18 protein-coding genes and 1 tRNA gene are annotated in these 19000 nt (G+C 67.7%); 12 read left to right on the top strand and 7 right to left on the bottom strand.

Annotated elements, in window-relative coordinates:
- Nucleotides 1–651: 651 nt before the first annotated feature.
- Complete coding sequence (locus EIL87_RS03315; RefSeq protein WP_125088636.1) at nt 652–1143, bottom strand: hypothetical protein; 492 nt, start codon at nt 1141–1143, stop codon at nt 652–654.
- A 209-nt stretch (nt 1144–1352) separates the two neighbouring features.
- Between EIL87_RS03315 and EIL87_RS03305 the strand changes: the two genes are divergently transcribed.
- Nucleotides 1353–3002 (top strand): transcriptional regulator, encoded by a 1650-nt coding sequence (locus EIL87_RS03305; protein ID WP_199740222.1) that lies wholly within the window; start codon nt 1353–1355, stop codon nt 3000–3002.
- Between the two features lie 534 nt (nt 3003–3536).
- On the opposite strand, the gene EIL87_RS03300 is transcribed toward EIL87_RS03305, so the two are convergent.
- The 3 genes from EIL87_RS03300 to EIL87_RS03290 all read right to left on the bottom strand — a co-directional run bounded on the left by EIL87_RS03300 (nt 3537) and on the right by EIL87_RS03290 (nt 6010).
- Nucleotides 3537–3908 carry a signal peptidase I gene (locus EIL87_RS03300; protein ID WP_125088635.1) on the bottom strand — a complete coding sequence of 124 codons (372 nt, stop codon included), beginning with the start codon at nt 3906–3908 and terminating at the stop codon, nt 3537–3539.
- On the bottom strand, nt 3893–5422 hold the full coding sequence (locus EIL87_RS03295; RefSeq protein WP_233575988.1) for a transcriptional regulator: 1530 nt from the start codon (nt 5420–5422) through the stop codon (nt 3893–3895). Before EIL87_RS03295 ends, EIL87_RS03300 begins: the two co-directional genes overlap by 16 nt.
- Nucleotides 5423–5626: 204 nt before the next feature.
- On the bottom strand, nt 5627–6010 hold the full coding sequence (locus tag EIL87_RS03290) for a helix-turn-helix domain-containing protein (protein WP_125088633.1): 384 nt from the start codon (nt 6008–6010) through the stop codon (nt 5627–5629).
- A gap of 384 nt (nt 6011–6394) precedes the next feature.
- Between EIL87_RS03290 and EIL87_RS03280 the strand changes: the two genes are divergently transcribed.
- The 5 genes from EIL87_RS03280 to EIL87_RS03260 all read left to right on the top strand — a co-directional run bounded on the left by EIL87_RS03280 (nt 6395) and on the right by EIL87_RS03260 (nt 11819).
- A complete protein-coding gene (locus tag EIL87_RS03280; RefSeq protein WP_125088631.1) occupies nt 6395–6742 on the top strand; it encodes a WhiB family transcriptional regulator in 348 nt (115 codons plus the stop codon).
- Nucleotides 6739–7071: a hypothetical protein gene (locus EIL87_RS03275; RefSeq protein WP_125088630.1), complete on the top strand. Its 333-nt coding sequence runs from the start codon at nt 6739–6741 to the stop codon at nt 7069–7071. Before EIL87_RS03280 ends, EIL87_RS03275 begins: the two co-directional genes overlap by 4 nt.
- Nucleotides 7068–7760 carry a hypothetical protein gene (locus tag EIL87_RS03270; protein ID WP_125088629.1) on the top strand — a complete coding sequence of 231 codons (693 nt, stop codon included), beginning with the start codon at nt 7068–7070 and terminating at the stop codon, nt 7758–7760. The genes EIL87_RS03275 and EIL87_RS03270 overlap by 4 nt, the downstream gene beginning before the upstream one ends.
- Nucleotides 7757–9907, top strand: a complete 2151-nt coding sequence (locus EIL87_RS03265; RefSeq protein ID WP_125088628.1) for an FtsK/SpoIIIE domain-containing protein — start codon at nt 7757–7759, stop codon at nt 9905–9907. The genes EIL87_RS03270 and EIL87_RS03265 overlap by 4 nt, the downstream gene beginning before the upstream one ends.
- 151 nt (nt 9908–10058) lie before the next feature.
- On the top strand, nt 10059–11819 hold the full coding sequence (locus EIL87_RS03260; protein ID WP_125088627.1) for a recombinase family protein: 1761 nt from the start codon (nt 10059–10061) through the stop codon (nt 11817–11819).
- On the opposite strand, the gene EIL87_RS03255 is transcribed toward EIL87_RS03260, so the two are convergent.
- Nucleotides 11801–11886: transfer RNA gene (locus EIL87_RS03255), tRNA-Leu, on the bottom strand. The two genes, EIL87_RS03260 and EIL87_RS03255, sit on opposite strands and share 19 nt — an antisense overlap.
- Nucleotides 11887–12006: 120 nt before the next feature.
- Here EIL87_RS03255 and EIL87_RS03250 point away from each other — a divergent pair.
- Nucleotides 12007–13359 (top strand): M20/M25/M40 family metallo-hydrolase, encoded by a 1353-nt coding sequence (locus EIL87_RS03250; protein ID WP_125088626.1) that lies wholly within the window; start codon nt 12007–12009, stop codon nt 13357–13359.
- Nucleotides 13360–13417: 58 nt separating this feature from the next.
- The gene (locus tag EIL87_RS03245; protein ID WP_125088625.1) at nt 13418–14377 is read left to right on the top strand and encodes a tyrosine-type recombinase/integrase; all 960 of its coding nucleotides are present in this window, start codon (nt 13418–13420) and stop codon (nt 14375–14377) included.
- A gap of 171 nt (nt 14378–14548) precedes the next feature.
- On the opposite strand, the gene EIL87_RS03240 is transcribed toward EIL87_RS03245, so the two are convergent.
- Nucleotides 14549–15181 carry a VOC family protein gene (locus EIL87_RS03240; protein ID WP_125088624.1) on the bottom strand — a complete coding sequence of 211 codons (633 nt, stop codon included), beginning with the start codon at nt 15179–15181 and terminating at the stop codon, nt 14549–14551.
- Between the two features lie 119 nt (nt 15182–15300).
- Nucleotides 15301–15654 (bottom strand): hypothetical protein, encoded by a 354-nt coding sequence (locus EIL87_RS03235; RefSeq protein ID WP_407690509.1) that lies wholly within the window; start codon nt 15652–15654, stop codon nt 15301–15303.
- A 109-nt stretch (nt 15655–15763) separates the two neighbouring features.
- Between EIL87_RS03235 and EIL87_RS03230 the strand changes: the two genes are divergently transcribed.
- The 4 genes from EIL87_RS03230 to EIL87_RS03220 all read left to right on the top strand — a co-directional run bounded on the left by EIL87_RS03230 (nt 15764) and on the right by EIL87_RS03220 (nt 18929).
- The gene (locus EIL87_RS03230; RefSeq protein WP_325049388.1) at nt 15764–16366 is read left to right on the top strand and encodes a glycerophosphodiester phosphodiesterase family protein; all 603 of its coding nucleotides are present in this window, start codon (nt 15764–15766) and stop codon (nt 16364–16366) included.
- Between the two features lie 14 nt (nt 16367–16380).
- The gene (locus tag EIL87_RS27800) at nt 16381–16599 is read left to right on the top strand and encodes a glycerophosphodiester phosphodiesterase family protein (protein ID WP_325049387.1); all 219 of its coding nucleotides are present in this window, start codon (nt 16381–16383) and stop codon (nt 16597–16599) included.
- Between the two features lie 105 nt (nt 16600–16704).
- Nucleotides 16705–18111: an MFS transporter gene (locus EIL87_RS03225; RefSeq protein ID WP_125088623.1), complete on the top strand. Its 1407-nt coding sequence runs from the start codon at nt 16705–16707 to the stop codon at nt 18109–18111.
- A gap of 479 nt (nt 18112–18590) precedes the next feature.
- Nucleotides 18591–18929: an RNA polymerase-binding protein RbpA gene (locus EIL87_RS03220; RefSeq protein WP_125088622.1), complete on the top strand. Its 339-nt coding sequence runs from the start codon at nt 18591–18593 to the stop codon at nt 18927–18929.
- Nucleotides 18930–19000: the final 71 nt, after the last annotated feature.

The following is a 19000-nucleotide window of genomic DNA, read 5'->3' as shown; positions in this document are numbered from 1 at the left end:
CGAGCTACAAACCCTGCTCGCCACCTGGTCAGGCACCTGCCCCACCTGCCACCAACACATCCACCGATTACCGACCTAACAAAGCACTACTAGAGCTAGTCATTTCCGGAGTTGCGTCCGTAGGTTTGCTTGGGTGAGCTAGGCCGTTCGGTCGATAGGAACACGCCGTGGAAGTTGGCGAGTACGAGCGTAGCGGTTAGCAAGCGCGCCAACGCCGACCGCGGATCCCGGCCAGTGGCCATGAGTCGCCGTACCTCGGCGATTGTCACGTCGACCTCATCGAGTGCTGCCCAATCCTGGTGGACGGCCTGTGCTCGTAGTCGGGCTCGGTGTGCTTTCTGCCGACAGGCCGGTCCGTGGTAGCGGGCGGGGCGTCCGCGTGGAGAAGGCGGCGGTAGTGGCTCACCGCAGCCTTTGCAGGTCGTTACCTGCATGTTCTTCAGCTCCGTCGATTTTGCTGTTGGAGTGCCTAGAGCCGTTTAAGGCCTTCCAGCACGGCGCGTAGGACGTTGAGTGGAGGCCGGGAGGATGCCCAGTTGACGCTGCGGTCCGGGGCATCGATTCGAGGCAGGCGTTGTGTCGGCAAGTCCGGGGCGAGATCGCCTGCCCAGGCAGTTCTGTATCCGCTCTTGCCGCGGTTCATATTGGTGATCACAGTTGGAAGCGAGTTCGTGGCTGCTCGGCCGCGCCCTTGTGCTCCGGAGGTTGCTCGCGGATCAACCCGGCGAGTTGGTCGAGCGTGGCGGCGAGCGCGTCTCGCTCCCATTGGTCGTAGTTCCGCTGAGGGAGGTAGTGTGCGGCATCGTCGAGCAACCACTGGGCTTTCCGGAGTACGACCGCGAGCTTGCTGTCGTCGGACGCTTCTGAGTCGTGCGCAGAGAGAACGGTGCTGGTATCTGTCGCGGCGGTGAGTCGCAGAAGGCACGCGGCGCACGGTGCGCAAGCAGGTGCCTTCTCGGAGGTCACGGGCTCCCCGGGTCCTGCGGCCAGCTCGAGGTTTGCAGGATCGAACTTCAGCCGGCACCAGGACTGAACCACTGTGTTGGTCCTGGTCGGTGCGGCGCAGTGGGCAACGCGAAGGGACTCGACCACTACGCCGGGGCGGTACTGGAACCAGGCGGCCTGCTCTGCTGTTGCGTTCACTCGTGATCTCCGTTCGAGGGGTGGCCGCGGCCGGGCCTGGAGGTGGGCCTGGCCGCGGCCGACATCCGGCGGCGGTCGGGAATTCGTGACCGTTTGTGAGCGGTCCATGTCAGACTGAAATCATGCTGACATCAGCTCCCGGTCAGCGGTACGACGCGATGACGACGTACGCGCGACATATCGGGAGCCGCTGCGGGGAAGGGGTTGCAATGCAGACGGCACGCACGGTCCTCGAGCAGAAGATCCGGGAGCGGCGGCAGACGCTGCAGGAGTTCACGGTGTGGGCCGAGGCCTTCGCGCGCGACCGCGGCGAACCGGCCACGTTGAGCGTCCGTCACCTGCAGCGCCTCGTCGCCGGCCAGACGCCGAGCGGAAAGCCAGTCGGACGACCTCGACCGGCGACGTCGAGGTTGCTCGAAGCCATCTTCGGCGTGGGCATCGATGTTCTGCTGGCTTCGCCAGGGTCTGATACCGACCACAAGGACGCTTACACGCCGTGGCAACCTTTCCTCAACATTGGAGCAGCGTCGACGAGTATTCCGCAGGATAAGGCACCCGCAGTTCAAACCTCTAGTGCGCGGGTGGATATGGCGCAGTCCTTTGCGTGGCTCGATGCCCGAAGTGGGTGGAACTCTGAAACGACGCGACGGATGGTGACGTCCCGCCTCGCCTCTTTGGCCGCCGACGAAGTGCTCGACCGACCAGCGCGGCGCCGCAAGGTCGGCCGAAGCCAGATTGCCAGAGCAGTAGCTGACTACTACGGGGCAGCGGAGCTCGGGCACCACTTCTACAGCGTGACCTGTGGGGACACCGAGATCCGCACGAGCGTTCTGACCTGCGATCAGTGGCTTAACCTCGGATGTCAGCTCGGCATGGGAAACGACAGGGTCGCACTGCGCTCCGATGCGTCGGTCGTCCAAGAGGTGGTCGCGTCGGACCGGGCGATTGATCGGCTCGCCGAAGCCACGGCGCAGGGGATTCGGATGGCGAACATGCCTCTCTACCGGCTGCTGGATTTGAAGGTCCGGCCAGGGACAATCTCCGCTGAGGTAGGGACAGTGCCGTTCATCGAGTACGCGGTCTCGATGGATCTTCTCGAGAACGAGCTGATTGATGCTCTTGCCGCTGGCACGCCAGACCAACTCCCGCTGCGGGACCACTACCTGCCGAACCTCGACTCCGCCCTCAATCTCTCCGGGCGACTGTGCGCAGGGGGAGTGCTTGCGCTATGCGCCATCGCACGTCCGCCAGATCTGTATCGGGGCGAGCGTGACTACGCGATCGTGGTGCAACAGCGATCAAGCCACGTGCTCAACGCTGCGCAGAGGCTCTCGGTGATCCCGAAGGGCTTCCATCAGCCAATGACGGACCTGCACGCGGATGCCCAGCTGACCTCGACGCTCCTGCGGGAGATGGAAGAGGAGCTCTTCGGCCGAACTGACGTCGACAACACCGTGGAGGGCACTTGTGCAGCGGCCCCGTTGCATCCAGGACGCATGTCTGAGCCGATGCGCTGGCTCACGGCTAACCCGTCCCGGGTGCGCATGGAGTGCACCGGATTCGGCCTGAACCTCGTAAGCGGCAACTACGAGTTCGCGTGCCTCCTGGTCATCGAGGACGACGAGTTCTGGGCCCGCTACGGCGGAGAAATCGAGGCCAACTGGGAGGCGTCGGAACTGCGCTTGTATTCCAGCCGTGACCATCAGCTCGTTGGCGACCTTGTCGGTGACGAGTCCTGGAGCAACGAAGGCGTCTTCGCGTTCTCGCAGGCGATCCGCCAGCTCCATGAGAGCAGCGATGAGCGATCGAGGCTGCCCGTCCTTCGGCTCAATCATGGGGACTGTTCGAACTGGTATTGACCCGCTGCTGCGTGTTCGGAGCCTCCTTTCATTAAGGGGGCGCTGACGAGTCGACCGAGATAGATGCAGTTAATCGCGGTTCACTTTGCGAGGGACGCCGACGCGCTGGCGGAGTTGTATTCGACGCTGAGCACGGCGTTGCAGGCGTTCGCCGACGAGCTGAACACGGTCAGGACCCGAATGGATCAGGCGCGGTCGGTGGCCGCATCTGGAGGTCTGAAGCTCATGGGTAAGAACTTGATTCTGGAACCGGGGCCCATGCCGCTACCGCCGGGCGAGCAAGAGCGTCAGCTCCCAAATTCACGCCCCCTTCCATGCCGAGCCGTTTGAGCACCTTGCGGGGTAGTTGCGGTACCAAGTCCGTCATCTTGGTCTCGGAGAGATACAGCAAGTCTCGCACCGGTGGGCCTTCCGCTAGGTCGTACTGGCTCGACCACAGCGGTCGCCGGTTGACCGAGGAAGACGCTTGAGCACATGCGCCGGTTGCGCATGTGTCGCGTCATGTGCGCGGCCTGACTTCGGCGGAATTGGGTGCTAGTTCGAGGCAGATGGCCAGCGCACGGTGACGACTACGGCGTCCGTGATCGCTTCCCAGGAGTGGTCGATGCCGGGTCCCCAGACCGCGTAGTCGCCCTGCTTGGCGAGGTCGACGGTGCCCTCGGTGAGGTGCAGGCGGAAGTGGCCTTCGACCAATAGCAGCATCGTCGTGCGCTGGTCGTCGGTGGTCCATTCGGGGCGCTTGTCGCCGGCGGGGTGGGCGCCCCACTTGACTTCGAGGTCCTTGGTGGAGCGGACTCCGCCTTCGGTGGGGTCGATGAAGTGGCCGAGCAGCCAGCCGCGGGTTTCGCTGCCGTCTTCCGCAGCGTTTCCGTGGTGCCAGTTGCGGTTCACTACCGAACCTCCCATTCGATGGACGGCAGACTCACCCGGTCGCCGCCGATCTGGGCGAGCCGTCGAAGTCCTTGCAGCAGGGCGAAGAGCCCTTCGTTGCTCCACGCTACATCAGCGATGAGCTCGGAAATCAGGTCGCCGTCGCGGCTCGAGTACTGGTGCAGGCCGGCCGCTTCCCAGTTGGCTTCGACCCGGCCGCCGTAGCGCTCCCAGAACTCCTCGTCGTCGATGACGATCAGACTGGCGAACTCGAAGTTGCCGCTCAGCAGGTTCAGGCCGAACCCGGTGCACTCCATGCGGAGTCGGTTCGGATCCTCTATGAGCCATCGCATCGGCTCGGACACTCGGCTCGGGTGCATCGGATCGGCGGAGCGCTGGTCGTTGGTCGTGTTGTCGATCTCGTCTCGGCCGAAGAGCTCTTCCTCGACCTCCCGCCGCAGGGTCGCGCCGATCTGGGCGTCGACGCGCAGATCGGTCATCGGCTGGTGGAAGCCCTTGGGGATGACCGCGAGTCGGCGTGCTGCGTTGAGCACGTTGCCCGAGCGTTCCTGCACCAGAAGCACGTAGTCGGCCTCGCCGCGGAACGGACTGGCAGGCCGGGCGATTGCGAACAGGGCGAGCGGGCCACCGGCGCAGAGGCGGTTGGCTACGTCGGTCACGGAGGAGACGTCGGGCAGGTACTTGTCGCGAAGCGGCAGCGACTCGTGTGCCGTCGAGGCGTCAGCTGAGATCGCGTCGACCATCTCGCCCTCGAGCAGGTCCATGGTGACCGCGTACTCGACGAACCGCGACGTGCCCACCAGGCCGTTGATCGCATCCGGCGAGGGGGAGATGTCGAGCAGACGGTAGAGCGGCTTGTCGACCAGCCGTGTCCCCATGGCCAAGGTTTCCGCCAGTCGCTGCGCAGCGCGGCCAGCCGCGCCGGAGTCCAGCTTGGCGAACACGTCGCGCGCCGAGCTCGTGACCTTGAGCCGGTCGTGCGCCGCGAACAACGGGCACGCCAGGTCGAGCCAATCAGTGCAGGTCAGGACGCTCGTCTCAGCGTGGGAATCGTCGTAGCGGGCCGCATACCGGCCATGCTCGCCGGCCTTCGTGCCGTAGTACTTGCCGAGCACGTCGGCGACGCTGCGCTGATCAACGCGCCCTCGACGGCTTGCCCTGGCCTCCAGCTCGCTCACATCGAGGCGCGCGAGCCGCGACGCAACCTCCTTGCGCGCGGTACCAGGCCTCCATCCCGCGTGCTCGTCCAGCCAATCCAGTGCCGCGCCGATGTCGGGGTCAGCGCTCAGCCGCTTCTCGGCATCGGCGGCTGCGGCTTCGTCGACCGCCGGTTCCGCCGGGGTATCGGCGGTGTCCTTCACCAGCTCCGCGAACCGGGCCTTGATCGCGTCGTCTTCCTGGGCCAGGGCCGTGTCCAGGGTGCGCTGCATCTCGGACTGCGGTCGGCGGTTCGGCTTCTCGTGCCAGCCGGCAACCGTGCGCAAACCGATTCCCAGGTGGGCGGCGAACTCGTCGTTGCTCATTCGCATGGCAGCTTGCAGTGCGCAGGCGGTTCGCCCCGTCCAGCTGGACACCACATTCATCGCGTTCGGCCCTTCGCGGTGGGTTTGTGCACTGGTTGAGCATCAGTTGAGCGCTGGCTGAGGGGTTTTCGTGCATCGGTTTCCCGACCGATTCGGCCTGGAATTGGAGGCATGGAAAACGAAGCAATCAGCAAGCGGAACCACCCGGCGCTAACGGTTCTTGCGGACGTGCTCGATGACCGTCGCGAGGTCGCCCTTGAGGTCGTCGAGCCGCTCGGTGATCTCTTCCATGCGCTGCTCGAGCGAGTCCAAACGGGACCAGACCGTGTCGGCGCTGTCCGAGATCGGTTCGTCGGATTCGGGCGGCTTTCGGCCCTGCAGCAGGAAAAGCAGGTGCTGGGGGTGCCAGCCGAGCGCGATGGACAGCGACTCCAGCGTGCGGGCGCTTCGTCTGCGCTCGACCACGTGGTGCTGGATCTCGCGGACGATCGCCTGCGAGACGTTCGAGCGCTCCGCGAGCTCTCGCTGTCGCCAGCCGAGCTCGTTCACGCGCTCGTTGATGGCCTTGGCGACCGCCGCCCAGTCTTCCGACACCTATTCCTCCGCGCTCCGCCTTCGCGCAGAGGTTAGCCGTTCCGTGACGCATTTCGTGACATGACCGCGCCTGAAAGGGCGCGGCCCGGATTTCTCATGCCTATTGAGCGCTGAAATCAGTAACCGACTGATGAAATCAGCTTCCAAATCTTCCGAAGGGCTTTCTCTGATGGGTACCTCCATGTCGAAAAGCGGCCGCCGCGACTTCTACTCGCTCCGCCGGGCTGCCTGGATCCTCAACCTCCACCCGTCCTCCATCTCCCGTGCGATCCGAGTCGGTGAGCTGCGGGCCGAACGCAGGAACGGACGACTCGCCATCCCCGCGAGCGAGCTGACCCGACTCCTGGCCGGGACTGCGGCATACCAGGGCGGGGGTCGGAAGTGATGACCACCTACAACGACCTCTGGCTGATCGGGATCGCGTGGCGCTTGGACCGCCTGCGCTGGGCGCCGACCGAGCTGCTCGGTGTCCACGTCCGCGGCAACGGGCTCTGCATGACGGAGTTCCCGGACGAGCCCGTGTGGCAGGACCAGTGTCTGACCGACCGCGAGCTCGCCGGTGCGATGTGCCAGGGCTGCCCGCTCGTCGATGAATGCCTCGAACTGGAACTCCGCACCGGAGGTGCCGACACCCTCGGTGTCTGGGGCGGGATGTCCGCGGACGACCGTCGGGAGCTGCACCCGCACTGGCTCCGCCGCGGTGAGCGTGCCGAGAGGGGTGTTGCGCGATGATGCTCCAGCTGACCCCCGTGGAAGTCCTGGCCGTGCTCGGTGGCTTGTTCGCGCTGGTCATGGTGTGGCGGGCGAGTGCCAAGGCCACTCGGCGAGCCAGCGAAGCCGCGCGGTCGAGCGTGCGGTTGATGTCCCTGACGGGGCGCGTGCTGGTCACGGCTGCGGCGATCGTCGGCGTGCAGTGGATCGTGATCAAGCACCCCGGCAGCGAAGGTCAGCTGCTCGCAGTGCTCGGCGTTCCGGCTCTGTTCGCGTCCTACGCGCTGACCAGGGCGCTCACCGTGACCGCCGTCGACATGCCTCAACAAAAGAAGGGTCGGCGTCGATGAGTGCGCCGCAGACCGCGGGTGAGCGGCGTCGGCCGCTTACCCGCCCCGACGCCGAAGCCGTTGAACAGGTGCGCAAGCAGGTCGACCGGTTGTGCTGGAGCGGAATCCTGCTCGGCCTTGCGTTCACCATGACCAACGTCCAGAGCTTCGCCGCGAACGGTGCTCCGGTTTGGTCGCTGCCGTGGCTGGCTGCGTGGCTGCTCGACCCGATGGTGTCGCTGGTGCTGCTGGCGATCCTGCGGGCCGAGCAGGTCACGGCCCGCTGCGGGATCCGCACCGGTGGCTGGGTTCGTGGTGCCAAGTGGTTCACGCTCGCGGCCACGTACGTCATGAACACCTGGGGTGCCTACGCGGCTCGCAGCGCGGACATGGTGGTGCTGCACTCCGTGCCGCCACTGGTCGTCTTCGTCGCGGCCGAGGCGGTGACCGACCTCCGCGACAAGCTCACCGCAGCCGTCCGCGCGGCGTCCGTGAACGCCGACAGCGAGCCGGCGCCGGAACTGGTTGTCCGTCGTTCACCGGACCCCAAGCGGCGCATCACGTTCGACGAGTACCTCGGCCGAGCCCGCGAGGAATGGCGTCCGGACATCACCGTCACGCCGGCCTGGATCCGCGAGGTCACAGGTTGTTCGCGCGGACTGTCGTCCAGGCTCGCGGCTGCGCTGACCGCGGAGGTGGAGCAGCGATGAACGAGAACACGACGCCTGCCCCGGCGGCGACGGGAGAGGTGGAACGGCACATCTTCGACGCCGAGCTCATCGATGAGGTCCCGGAGCCCGAACCGCAGCTCACCCGTGGGGAACGGTTCATGAACTGGTGGCTGCGTTCACCGCGCGTGCCCGCCGGGTTGAAGTCGCGCCGAGCTGCTAAGCACGCGCTCGTGGACGCGTTGGCGTTCCTGATCCGATCGCCTTGGCGGTTCGTCCGGACCGTCGGACGGGGGCTCGTGGCCGCGGTTCGCGGTTGGCGGCAGTGGGTCCGCGTTCACGACTACCGCGAGGCCGCCGAGCAGTCCGAGAAGCTCGCCGACAAGTTCGTGGAGATCCGCGAACTCACCCTGTTCCGCTGGAAGGTGACCGGTGCTGCCGTGTTGGCCGTCGGCGCTGCGCTCGCTGTCGGGTACGCCGTGTACGGCGGACGTGCCATGTGGGCTGCGGCCGGGGTCACTGCGATCGCACTGGCCGGGTACGGACGCAGGAAGGACGGGGCACCTGGGCGCAAGCCCGTGCTCGCCGGGCCCCGGACGCTGACCTGGACCATGGATCCGCAGGTGCTCGTCGACGCGTTCCGGGACGCGAAGCTGATCGGCAAGGACGAGTCGCTTCGCCTCGTCGAACGCGCAGCCCACGACGGCTCGGGTTGGGCCGTCACCGTCGACCTCCCGGCGACGCGCAAAGCTGCCGATGTCCTCAAGCGTCGCGACGCACTCGCTTCGGCACTGGCCGTGGACGAGCTGCAGCTGATCGTCGAGCGAGTCCGGGGGAGAGGTGGTCATGCCGGCCGGGTGTTCCTGTGGGTGGCTGACGAGGACCCGTACTCCGGTCCTGCGCTGAGGTTCCCGCTGCTGGACCTGGAGTACTGGGATGCCTGGCGAGCCATTCCGTTCGGACGGGACGCACGCAGTCGTCGGATCGACCTGCAGCTCGTGTGGACGTCGCTGATCGTCGGATCGATCCCTCGGCAGGGCAAGACCTGCGCCAGTCGGTTGCCCGCTGCGGGCCTGATCCTCGACCCGTTCACGCAGCTGTACGTCTTCGACGGCAAAGGGGGAAAGGACTGGCAGGCAGCCGAAGCAGTCGCCCACCGCTACGTCTGCGGCGATGATCAAGAACAGGCCGAATCCGTCCGCGACCACCTGGTCGAGCTGGTCGCCGAGGTGCAGGCGCGGTTCTCCCGGATGTCCGCGCTCGACGACGAGATCTGCCCGGAATCGAAGATCACCCCGGCCATCTCGCGGGATCGCGAACTGGGCATGCCCATCACCGCCGTGATCATCGACGAGGTTCAGGTCTACCTGGAGAACCCGGCCAAGGAGGAAGTCGGAGGCAAGAAGACGACTCTCGGCGCTTACATCGCGGATCTGCTGACCTACCTCGCCCGGAAGGGACCGGCCGTCGGGATCGTGGTCGTCCTGGCCACGCAGCGACCGGACTCCAACACCATCCCGTCCCGGCTGCGCGCAGTGCTGGGCTCGCGCTTCGCACTCCGGGTGATGGACTGGCGGGACTCCAACATCGTCCTCGGCGAGCAGATGAACACCCGGGGCTTCGACGCCTCGACGCTGCTGCCGAGCCACAAGGGCGTGGGCATCCTCCGACCGGATGGCGAGGCCGAACCTGGTGGCGACGCGGTCGCGGTGACCGTGCGGACCTTCTACATGGACAACGCCGGGTGGAGGTCCATCTGCGAGCGCGGCCGGGCATTGCGCGAGGCCGCGGGAACGCTGAGCGGTCATGCGGCCGGTGACGACAGGCCGCGGGCGATCGACCGGGCGGCGGTCGTCAAGGCGCTGGGCACCGGGTCTGGTGGATCCGACCGCGCGCTCGTGGACCTGCCTGAGCCGCTCGCCTCCATCGTGGACCACCTCGGAGACGAGCTCGACCAGCGCGAGTTCGTGCCGAGCGCCGAACTGACCGAAGCACTGGAAGTCGATCCCGGCACCTTCGCCAAGCAGATGGGACAGCTCGAGTGCCGACCGACCAGACACCGCATCCCCGACCACACCGGGGAGCTCCGGCGGGTGCGCGGGTACTTCACCGCCGACATCCGCGCCGCTGTCGAGCGCATGTCTGATGAAATCAGCTCGAACGGTGAGGCGGAGGCTGATCAGGAATGACAGCCGACGGCCGGAAGGCCGATCCCGTCACGGTTCGGGTTCCCGACGAGTTGCCTGTACTGACGCAGGAAGCGAGCCGCATACTGCTAGCGGTACTGATCGAGCTGACCGAGGTCGAGACTCTGGAGCGACCTCCGGACGAAGGGAACACATGACTGCTGAAATCAGCGGAGATCCCTGGTCGACGCTGGACGATCTTCTCGGCGTCGACGCGGTTGAACCCGTCGAGGAGGGGATCGGACCCGTGGCCTTCTACGGGCGCTGCTCGACCGAGGACAACCAGGATCCCGAGACATCGCTGGGGTGGCAGCTCGGGAACGCCAGCAAGTTCGTCGAGCCGTTGGGCGGCACGATCGCGGCCGAGTACTTCGACATCGGGCAGTCGCGGTCGGTCCCGTGGGAGCGGCGTCACGAGGCCCAGCGGCTGCTGGCGGCGTTGAAGGACCCGAACCGCGGGTGGAACGCGGTCGTGGTGGGTGAGGGGACGCGGTGCTGGTTCGGCAACCAGTTCTCGCTGATCGCTCCGAAGTTCGCCGCTTACGGGGTTGAGCTGTGGGTGCCTGAGCTCGGTGGGAAGTTCGACGCCCGGAACCCGTCGCACAAGATGCTGATGAACGTGCTCGGCGGGATGAGCGAGTCGGAGCGACAGCACGTCCAGGCTCGGGTGCGAGCGGCGATGGACGCGCAGGTGCTCAACGAAGGGCGTCACCAGGGCGGCCGGGCACCGTACGGCTACAAGGTCGTCGATGCCGGTCCGCACCCGAATCCCTCGCGGGCGGCTGACGGGTATCGGCTGAAGGTGCTCGCGATCGACGATGAGGTCGTGGATGTTGTGCGCCGGATCTTCTCCGAGTACCTAGGCGGCAGGGGTGACCGGGCGATCGCTAATGGGCTGAACCGCGACGGCATCGCGTGTCCCTCTGCGCGGCGTCCGGAGCAGAACCGGCATCGTCTGGCTGATGGGTGGCAGGGCAGCACTGTCAGGGCGATCTTGGACAACCCGCGCTACACGGGCTACGCGTTCTTCGGGCGTTGGACCCGGAAGGAAACCCTCCTAGATCCGGACGACGTCGCGGCCGGCCACGTGATCCGATTCCAACGGGCAGGGAAGGAAGGTGTCGTGCGTTCCCGGAAACCCGCGCACCCGGCGATCGTGAGCGTCGAGGAGTTCACCGAAGCCCAGTTGATGCGCCGCTCGCGTGCGGCCGGTGGACGGCGGGGGATCGCGAAGCTGGAGCGGACGCGTACCTCGGGAACTCGGCCTTACGTGCTGCGCGGGAAGGTGCGGTGCGGGTTCTGCGGGAGGCGGATGCACGGTGCAGTGATCCGCAAGACCGAGGTGTACTACCGGTGCCTGGCTCGGACGATCGCGCCTGGGTCGCCGGTCCTGGCCGACCACCCGCGCACGGTGAATCTTCGGGAACTCGATGTGCTGGATTCGTTGAACGAGTGGATCGGACGGCTGTTCGCTCCGGAGAACGTCGACAGAACGGTCCAGGCGTTGGTCGGATCGCAAGCTGATTCTTCCCGGACCAAGAATTCGCGTGAAGGTGCGAAGCAGCGATTGGCCGATGCGCAGACTCAGGTGAGGCGGCTGCAGGAAGCCATCAAGGCCGGCGCCGATCCTGCGGCGCTGGTCGAGGCGATCAACGACGCACAAGCGACCCGCGCCGCTGCCCAGGCCGAGCTCGACAACAGTCCTGAACCAGCGGCCATCGGCGAAGTCGAGGTCTACGCGATGGTGGATTCGCTCGGGGACGTCGGCTCGGCGCTCAAGGAAGCCAAGCCGGAGAACCTTGGTCGGCTCTACGAGAACTTGAGCATCGACCTCAAATACGAACCACACGCGGGGACCGTAGAAGCTACGATCGCACCGCGTGTGGTTAGTGCGCGTGTCCGAGGGGGGACTTGAACCCCCACGCCCATTAGTAGGGCACTAGCACCTCAAGCTAGCGCGTCTGCCATTCCGCCACTCGGACGTCTCGGTTCTGCCTCCGTTTCCGGGGCGTTCCCGCTGTGTTGTGCCAATAGATTAGCTCATGGTCATCAGGGCGTCGCAACCACCCCCCTGTTGGGGGAGCGGGTGATAGAAATGCCTGGTGAGCGAGCACAGTGGGATCTCCGGCAGTGATCAGGACGCGGGGTTGGCGCTGGCGCAGGACGAGGTCGTCCAGCTGGCCAGTGAACTGATCCGCATCGACAGCACGAACACGGGTGACGCCGACACGGTCGTGCCTGAGCGGGCCTCGGCCGAGTACGTGGCCGAGAAGCTCGGTGAGGTCGGCTACGAGGTGACCTACGTCGAGGCCGGCGACCAGGTGGGTCGGGCCAACGTGGTGGCCCGGCTGCCCGGGGCCGACCCCTCGCGGGGCGGGTTGCTGGTGCACGGGCACCTCGACGTCGTGCCCGCCGACCCGGCCGAGTGGTCCGTGCACCCCTTCTCCGGGGCGGTGCAGGACGGCTACGTGTGGGGACGCGGGGCGGTGGACATGAAGGACATGCTGGCGATGAGCCTGGCCATCGCGCGCCGCTACAAGCGCGACGGCATCGTGCCTCCGCGAGACATCGTCTTCGCGTTCCTGTCCGACGAGGAAGCCGGCGGCTTCCAGGGCGCCCAGTGGCTGGTGGACCACCGGCCGGAGCTGTTCGAGGGCTGCACCGAGGCGATCAGCGAGGTCGGCGGCTACTCGCTGACGCTGCGCGACGGCGTCCGCGCCTACCTGGTGCAGACCGCGGAGAAGGGCATCCGCTGGCTGAAGCTGCGGGTGCGGGCACGTGCCGGACACGGGTCGATGGTGCACGACGACAACGCCGTCACCCAGCTGTCCGAAGCCGTGGCGAAGTTGGGTGCTTACCGGTTCCCACTGGTCATGACCGACAGCGTGCAGGAGTTCCTCGACGGGGTCAGCGAGATCACCGGCTGGGACTTCCCCGAGGACGACCTGGAAGGCTCGGTCGCCAAGCTCGGCAACATCTCCCGCATCATCGGGGCCACGCTGCGCGACACCGCCAACCCGACGATGCTCACCGCGGGTTACAAGCACAACGTGATCCCCTCGGTCGCCGAGGCCGCGGTGGACTGCCGCATCCTGCCTGGCCGCGAAGAGGCGTTCGACCGCGAGCTGGCGGAGCTGCTGGGTCCGGACGTCGAGCGCGAGTGGGTCGGGCTCCCGCCGGTGGAGACGAAGTTCGAGGGCCGGCTGGTCGAGCAGATGCAGGCCTCGCTGCTGGCCGAGGATCCCGGCGCCAAGGCGCTGCCGTACATGATGTCGGGCGGCACCGACGCGAAGTCCTTCGCCCGGATGGGGATGAGCTGCTACGGCTTCGCGCCGCTGCAGCTGCCCGCCGACCTGGACTTCTCCGCGCTGTTCCACGGCGTGGACGAGCGGGTCCCGGTCGACGCGCTCAAGTTCGGCGTGCGCGTGCTGGACCGCTTCCTCCGCAACAGCTGAGTGTCGGTCGTGTCTGGTTACATCTCCCGCAGTTGATCATCGTCGTGGGAGGTGACGCGTGGACCTGGCGCGCTTGGTGGAGAGTTACCTGGAGCACCTGCAGGCTCGGAAGCTGGCGGCCAACTCGCTGCGCGCCTACCGCCGCGACCTCGAGTCGGTGGCCGGTGAGCTCGTCGAGCTCACCGGCACCCCGGCCGAGCGGCTCGCCGTCGAGGAGCTGGACGCGTCCGTGCTGCGGTCGGCGTTCGCGCGGTTCGCCGCGCGGCGCTCGGCCGCGACCGTGACCCGCGCCTGGTCGACGTGGAACGGGTTCTTCGGATTCGGCGTCATCGAGGGCGCGGTCTCGGGCAACCCCATGAAGGTGGTGCCCAAACCGCGCAACGCGCCCGCCACCCCGAAGCCGCTGCAGGGCGAGGAGACCCCGGAGCGGCTGCTGCGGCAGGTCGCCGCCGGTGTCCGCAAGGCACGCAACCCCTGGCCGGAGCGCGACCTGGCGGTCCTCGCGACCTTGTTGTGCACCGGCGTGCGCTCGGCCGAACTGCTGGAGCTCACGGTCTCCTCCCTCGCGGGACGCAGCGGCGACCGCCGGCTGCACGTGCAGGGCAAGGGCGGCAAGAGCCGGTCCATCCCGATCGAGGACAGCCTCGACGAGCTCATCCGCAGCTACCTGCGCACCCGCAAGCAGCGCTTCGGCAACCGGTTGCCCGGGGCCGAACCACTGTTCGTCGACCACCGCGGCGGGAAGTTGCAGCGTGGAGGCTTGCAGTACCTGGTGCGGCGGTCGCTGCAGGCCGCCGGGGTCTCTGACCGGGTCCAACCCGGCGCGATGGTGCACGCGCTGCGGCACACCTTCGCCACCCGGCTCGCCGAGGACGGCGCCAGCGCCGCCGAGATCGCCAAGCTGCTGGGCCACTCCTCGATGAACTCCAGCCAGACCTACATCGACGTGACCGCCCGAGAACAACGGCTCTCGGTGAAGGCCAACCGAACCCACCGAGTCCTCGGCGAGCTCGGGTAGGGCTGCTGTGCGTGGCGGTGCGGGTAGCAGAACCCGAGCGGCTCCCGTGGCTCCGTGCGCCACTCCTTGAGCACTTCTCCGACGCGGCGTCGCGGCGTACTCGCCACGAAGCCGCTCACAACCTGCGGCGGTGCGAGCTGCGTCCCACACCTGAAGCAGCGGCTCCGCCGCCTAACCCCAAGTAGTCGTCTCCGCGAGGCCTATGCGGGCGCCCCAGGTGTCGGTCAGCAGCATCGTCTTGCCGAGGTCGGGGTGGCTGATGCGTTCGGCCTCGCCGCCGCGCTCGGCGGCGAGGCCGGCGACCTCGTCGAGGTCGGTGACCGCGAAGTAGCACAACCAGCCCGCGAGGTCGCTGGTCTCGGTGCGTCCGGCGATCGCGCGACCGGCCGAGGCGTAGGAGCCGTCGTCGACGGTCCACCCGAGCGTGTCGGTCCAGAAGGCGTCGGCGCGGCCGGTGTCGGTGGTGGCCAGCTCGGCCCAGCAGGGTTCGCCCGGACGCGGTTGCGGGGCTTGCGGACCGTGCTGGGCGCGTCCCTTGGTGACCTGGGCGAGCGCGTTGTCCGGACCGGCCAGCGAGCAGTCCATCGGAGCACCGGCGAACACCAGGCGGACGCCCGCTCGTTCGTCGGCGCGGGGCTTGCGGATGATCGCGCAGCGGCGGTTGCCGACCCAGCAGTCCAGGCCGACGTGGGTGGGCACGGGGGACCAGTCGAGCACGTCGCGGTAGAAGAAGGCAGCCGCCATCGGCTCAGGACTGAGCAGGTCGACGCGGCGCAAGCCGCGGACCGCGGGACGTGCGGGCACCGTCGTTTCCTCGCCACCGGGGACCAGTTCATCTTGCCAGCCGGGCTCGACGGCACAATGCTCCGTTCGTCCCAGGTTCCGGGTGGGGCCGTTGTGCGTCGTTCCAGGCGTGCGGGTGGTCAGCGCAGCCGTTCCAGCTCGGCGGCGACGTCCACGACCTGGGCCGCGAGTTTGCGCAGGTCGGTGCGGTCGGCGTCGTCGTCGACCGCGGTCACGACGTCCTCGGCCGAGCAGCGCAGCTGGAACAACCGGTCCTGCAGGTCTGCGAGTTCAGCGGCGGAGAGGACCACCGAGTCCTCGGGCAAGCCACCGCGCTGCACCGCCGTCCGGCGCTCGTAGGCGCGCTGCCGGCACGCCTGCGCGCAGTACAGCCGCGGCCTGCCCTGCCTGCCGGAGTCGGGTACGCGCCGGCCGCACCAGGCGCAGTGCCGCACCTGGCGTGCGCGTCGGCTGGGCTCGACGGGGTTGTCCACGCTGATCACGTTAGTCAATCACGGTGATCTCCACGGACTCGCCACGCCGATCTCCGCGGCCACCGGCCCGACACCGTTCCGTCACCTGGGTCGGGCACAGTGGTCTGCCGTGACGCACCCCTTCCTGGACGGGCCGTGGCCGCGGGCGTTCGCCCACCGCGGCTGGCACCTCGGCGACCTCGCCGAGGTGGAGAACTCGCTGAGCGCCTTCCGCGCCGCCGCAGCCGAGGGCTACCGCTACGTCGAGACCGACGTGCACGCCAGCAGCGACGGCGTCGCTGTGGTGCACCACGACGCGACCCTGCAGCGCACCACCGACCGTGCGGGCGAGATCGCGAGCATGCCGTTCGCGGAGGTCTCCCGGGCCAGGATCGGCGGACGCGAACCGGTGGCGAGCCTGGACGCCGCGCTGGAGGAGTTCCCCGACCTGCTGTTCAACATCGACGTCAAGGCCGACACCGCCGCCGGACCCGTGCTGCGCACCCTCCGCAGGCACAACGCCTGGGACCGCGTGTGCCTGGCCTCGTTCGACGACCGGCGGCTGGACCTGCTCCGCAAGGTCGGCGGGCCCGGGCTGCTGACCTCCACCGGCCAGCGCGGTGTCGCCGCGCTCTGGGCCTGGTCCCGCCTGCCGTTCACCCCGCCGCGGCCGCTGGTGTCCTTCTTGGCCGCGTTCCAGCGCGCCTCGACCAGGGGCCGCGCGAGGGGCTGATCCGCGGGGCCGCGGTGCAGGTGCCGACCCGGTACCGGGGCGTCGACGTGGTCGACGAGCGCTTCGTCGAGCTGGCCCACCGGTGGGGCGTCGAGGTGCACGTGTGGACCGTCGACGAGCCTGCGGAGATGCGGCGGCTGCTGGAGCTGGGCGTGGACGGGCTGGTCACCGACCGTCCTGACCTGTTGAATCAGCTGGTGCGCGAGCCGGCGGGAGAGCCGACGCCGGGGTGAGCGGAAGACGATCCTCCGATACCGCGGCAGTGCGTCCCGCGAGCGGTCCGGCAGCCAGTATGGTGCCTCCGATCGAGTGATCCACTCCGCGGAGGACCGAACGGGATGAGCGTGATGGACAGCGAAGCGGCACCGGGGGCCGCGCAGCGCCGGCGGGAGCAACGCGGGTGGTGCTGGTACGACTGGGCGAACTCGGTCTTCCCGACGTCGGTGACCACCGTCTTCCTGTCGCTCTACCTGACCTCGGTGGCCACCGCCGCGGCGCGGGCGGACGTCGGGCGCAACGGCGCGAACGCCTGCGCCGGTGACAACTCGCTGGTCAACTGCGACATCTCGTTCCTGGGCCTGGCGTTCCCGGCCGGTTCGCTGTGGGGCTACCTGCTGTCGGTGGCGACCCTGGTGCAGGTCCTGGTCCTGCCGATCACCGGCGCGATCGCCGACCGCACCCAGAACAAGCGGATGATGCTGGGGGCCTTCGCCTTCGGCGGCGCGTTCGCCACGGGGCTGCTGGCGCTGGTCGCCGGGCAGAACTGGCAGCTGGGCGTGGTGCTGTTCGTCGTCGCCAACATCTGCTTCGGCGCATCGGTGGTCGTCTACTACTCGTTCCTGCCGGAGATCGCCGACGCCGACGAGCGCGACAAGGTCTCCACCCGCGGCTGGGCCATCGGCTACTTGGGCGGCGGCACGGCGCTGGCGCTGCACCTGGTCATCTACCTCGGGCACGAGGCGGTCGGGCTGTCGGAGTCCGCGGCCGTGCGGCTGATCTTCTTCTCCTCGGGCGTGTGGTGGGCGTTGTTCACGCTGCTGCCGCTGACCGCGCTAGGCCGCCACCGGGCACCCGAGGGCGGTGAGAAGGGCACGGCGGTGGTCACCGCGGGGTTCAAGCAACTTCTCGGCACCCTGCGCGAGGCCAAGCACTTCCCGCTCACGCTGGCGTTCCTCGCGTCCTACTGGATCTACACCGACGGCATCTCGACGGTCTCGCAGGTCTCGGCGCAGTACGGCAGCCTCGAGCTCAAGCTGCCGCAGGACTCGCTGATCGTGACCCTGCTGATCGTGCAGTTCATCGCCTTCATCGGCGGTGTGCTGCACGGCGTGCTGGCCCGTCGCGTCGGCGCGAAGAAGACGATCCTGGTCAGCCTGGCGACCTGGCTGGTGGTCCTGGTGGCCGCCTACTTCGTGCAGGCGGGCCAGGAGCTGCAGTTCTACGGGCTGGCCGTGGGCATCGGCATGGTCCTCGGGGGCACGAACGCGCTGTCCCGCTCGCTGTTCAGCCAGATGATCCCGCCGGGCCGGGAGGCCGAGTACTTCTCGCTCTACGAGGTGGGGGAGCGCTCGACGTCGTGGCTGGGACCGTTGGTGTTCGCCGGGGTCGGCCAGGCGACGGGCTCGTTCCGGCTCGCCATCGTCTCTCTGGTGGTCTTCTTCGCGGTCGGCCTGGTGCTGGTCGCGCTGGTGCCCGTCCGCAGGGCCATCGAGGCCGTGGGCAACCGGCCGCCCGAGCTGCTCTGATCTGTGCGCGCAGAGTGATCAGGCGTGTTCGCCTCGCGATCGAACCCCCGTTGCTCCATGCTGGTGATCTAGGACATGCTGGGAATCAGCGAGAACGGAATATGCCAGCACGCTGCGTCGTGATCACCGGGAGGATCATGGAGCTACGAGCAGTCACCCACCTGTCGAGTTGATCGACCGTACGGGTCGTGATCTGCATCCCACAACGACTAACAATCCCGGGTCCTGCTTGGCGGTGGTGACTGGACATCTGGCACTATCACCCGTTCGAACCCATCTGTAGATTGCTGTCGGGAGAACGCGTCACGCACGTGGCTCGACCGCGTCTCCAGGAGGACAGCCGTTGTTGACGGGTGAACAATGTCACCGACGGCGACCAGCAGCACGACACCGGGAACAGACGACGGGTACTCCGTCGTTGCACACGGTGAGCACAACCGCTCGGGCCACCCGCCTGAGCCGAAGGGAAAGGAACCGTCATGGCCGACCGCGTTCTGCGTGGCAGCCGGCTCGGAGCTGTCAGCTACGAGACCGACCGTAACCACGACCTCGCACCGCGCCGGACGGTGCGCTACGCCTGCCCCAAGAGCCACGAGTTCGAGGTGCCCTTCTCCGACGACGCCGAGGTGCCGCCGACTTGGGAATGCCGCCTCCACGGCACCGAGTCGAAGATCATCGACGGCAACGAACCGGAGCAGAAGAAGGCCAAGCCGCCGCGCACCCACTGGGACATGCTGCTCGAACGGCGCACGATCCCGGAGCTGGAAGAGCTGCTCAACGAGCGGCTGGAACTGCTGCGCACCCGTCGCGGCCGGTAGTTCCCCCTGCACGTGGCAAGCGCCCGAGTTCTTCCGCGCTCGGGCGCTTACGTGTGTCTCGGTCCGCTCTG

This window comes from Saccharopolyspora rhizosphaerae (assembly GCF_003931915.1).
Taxonomy (GTDB): Bacteria; Actinomycetota; Actinomycetes; order Mycobacteriales; family Pseudonocardiaceae; genus Saccharopolyspora; species Saccharopolyspora rhizosphaerae.
This window is presented reverse-complemented; position numbering and strand designations above follow the sequence as displayed.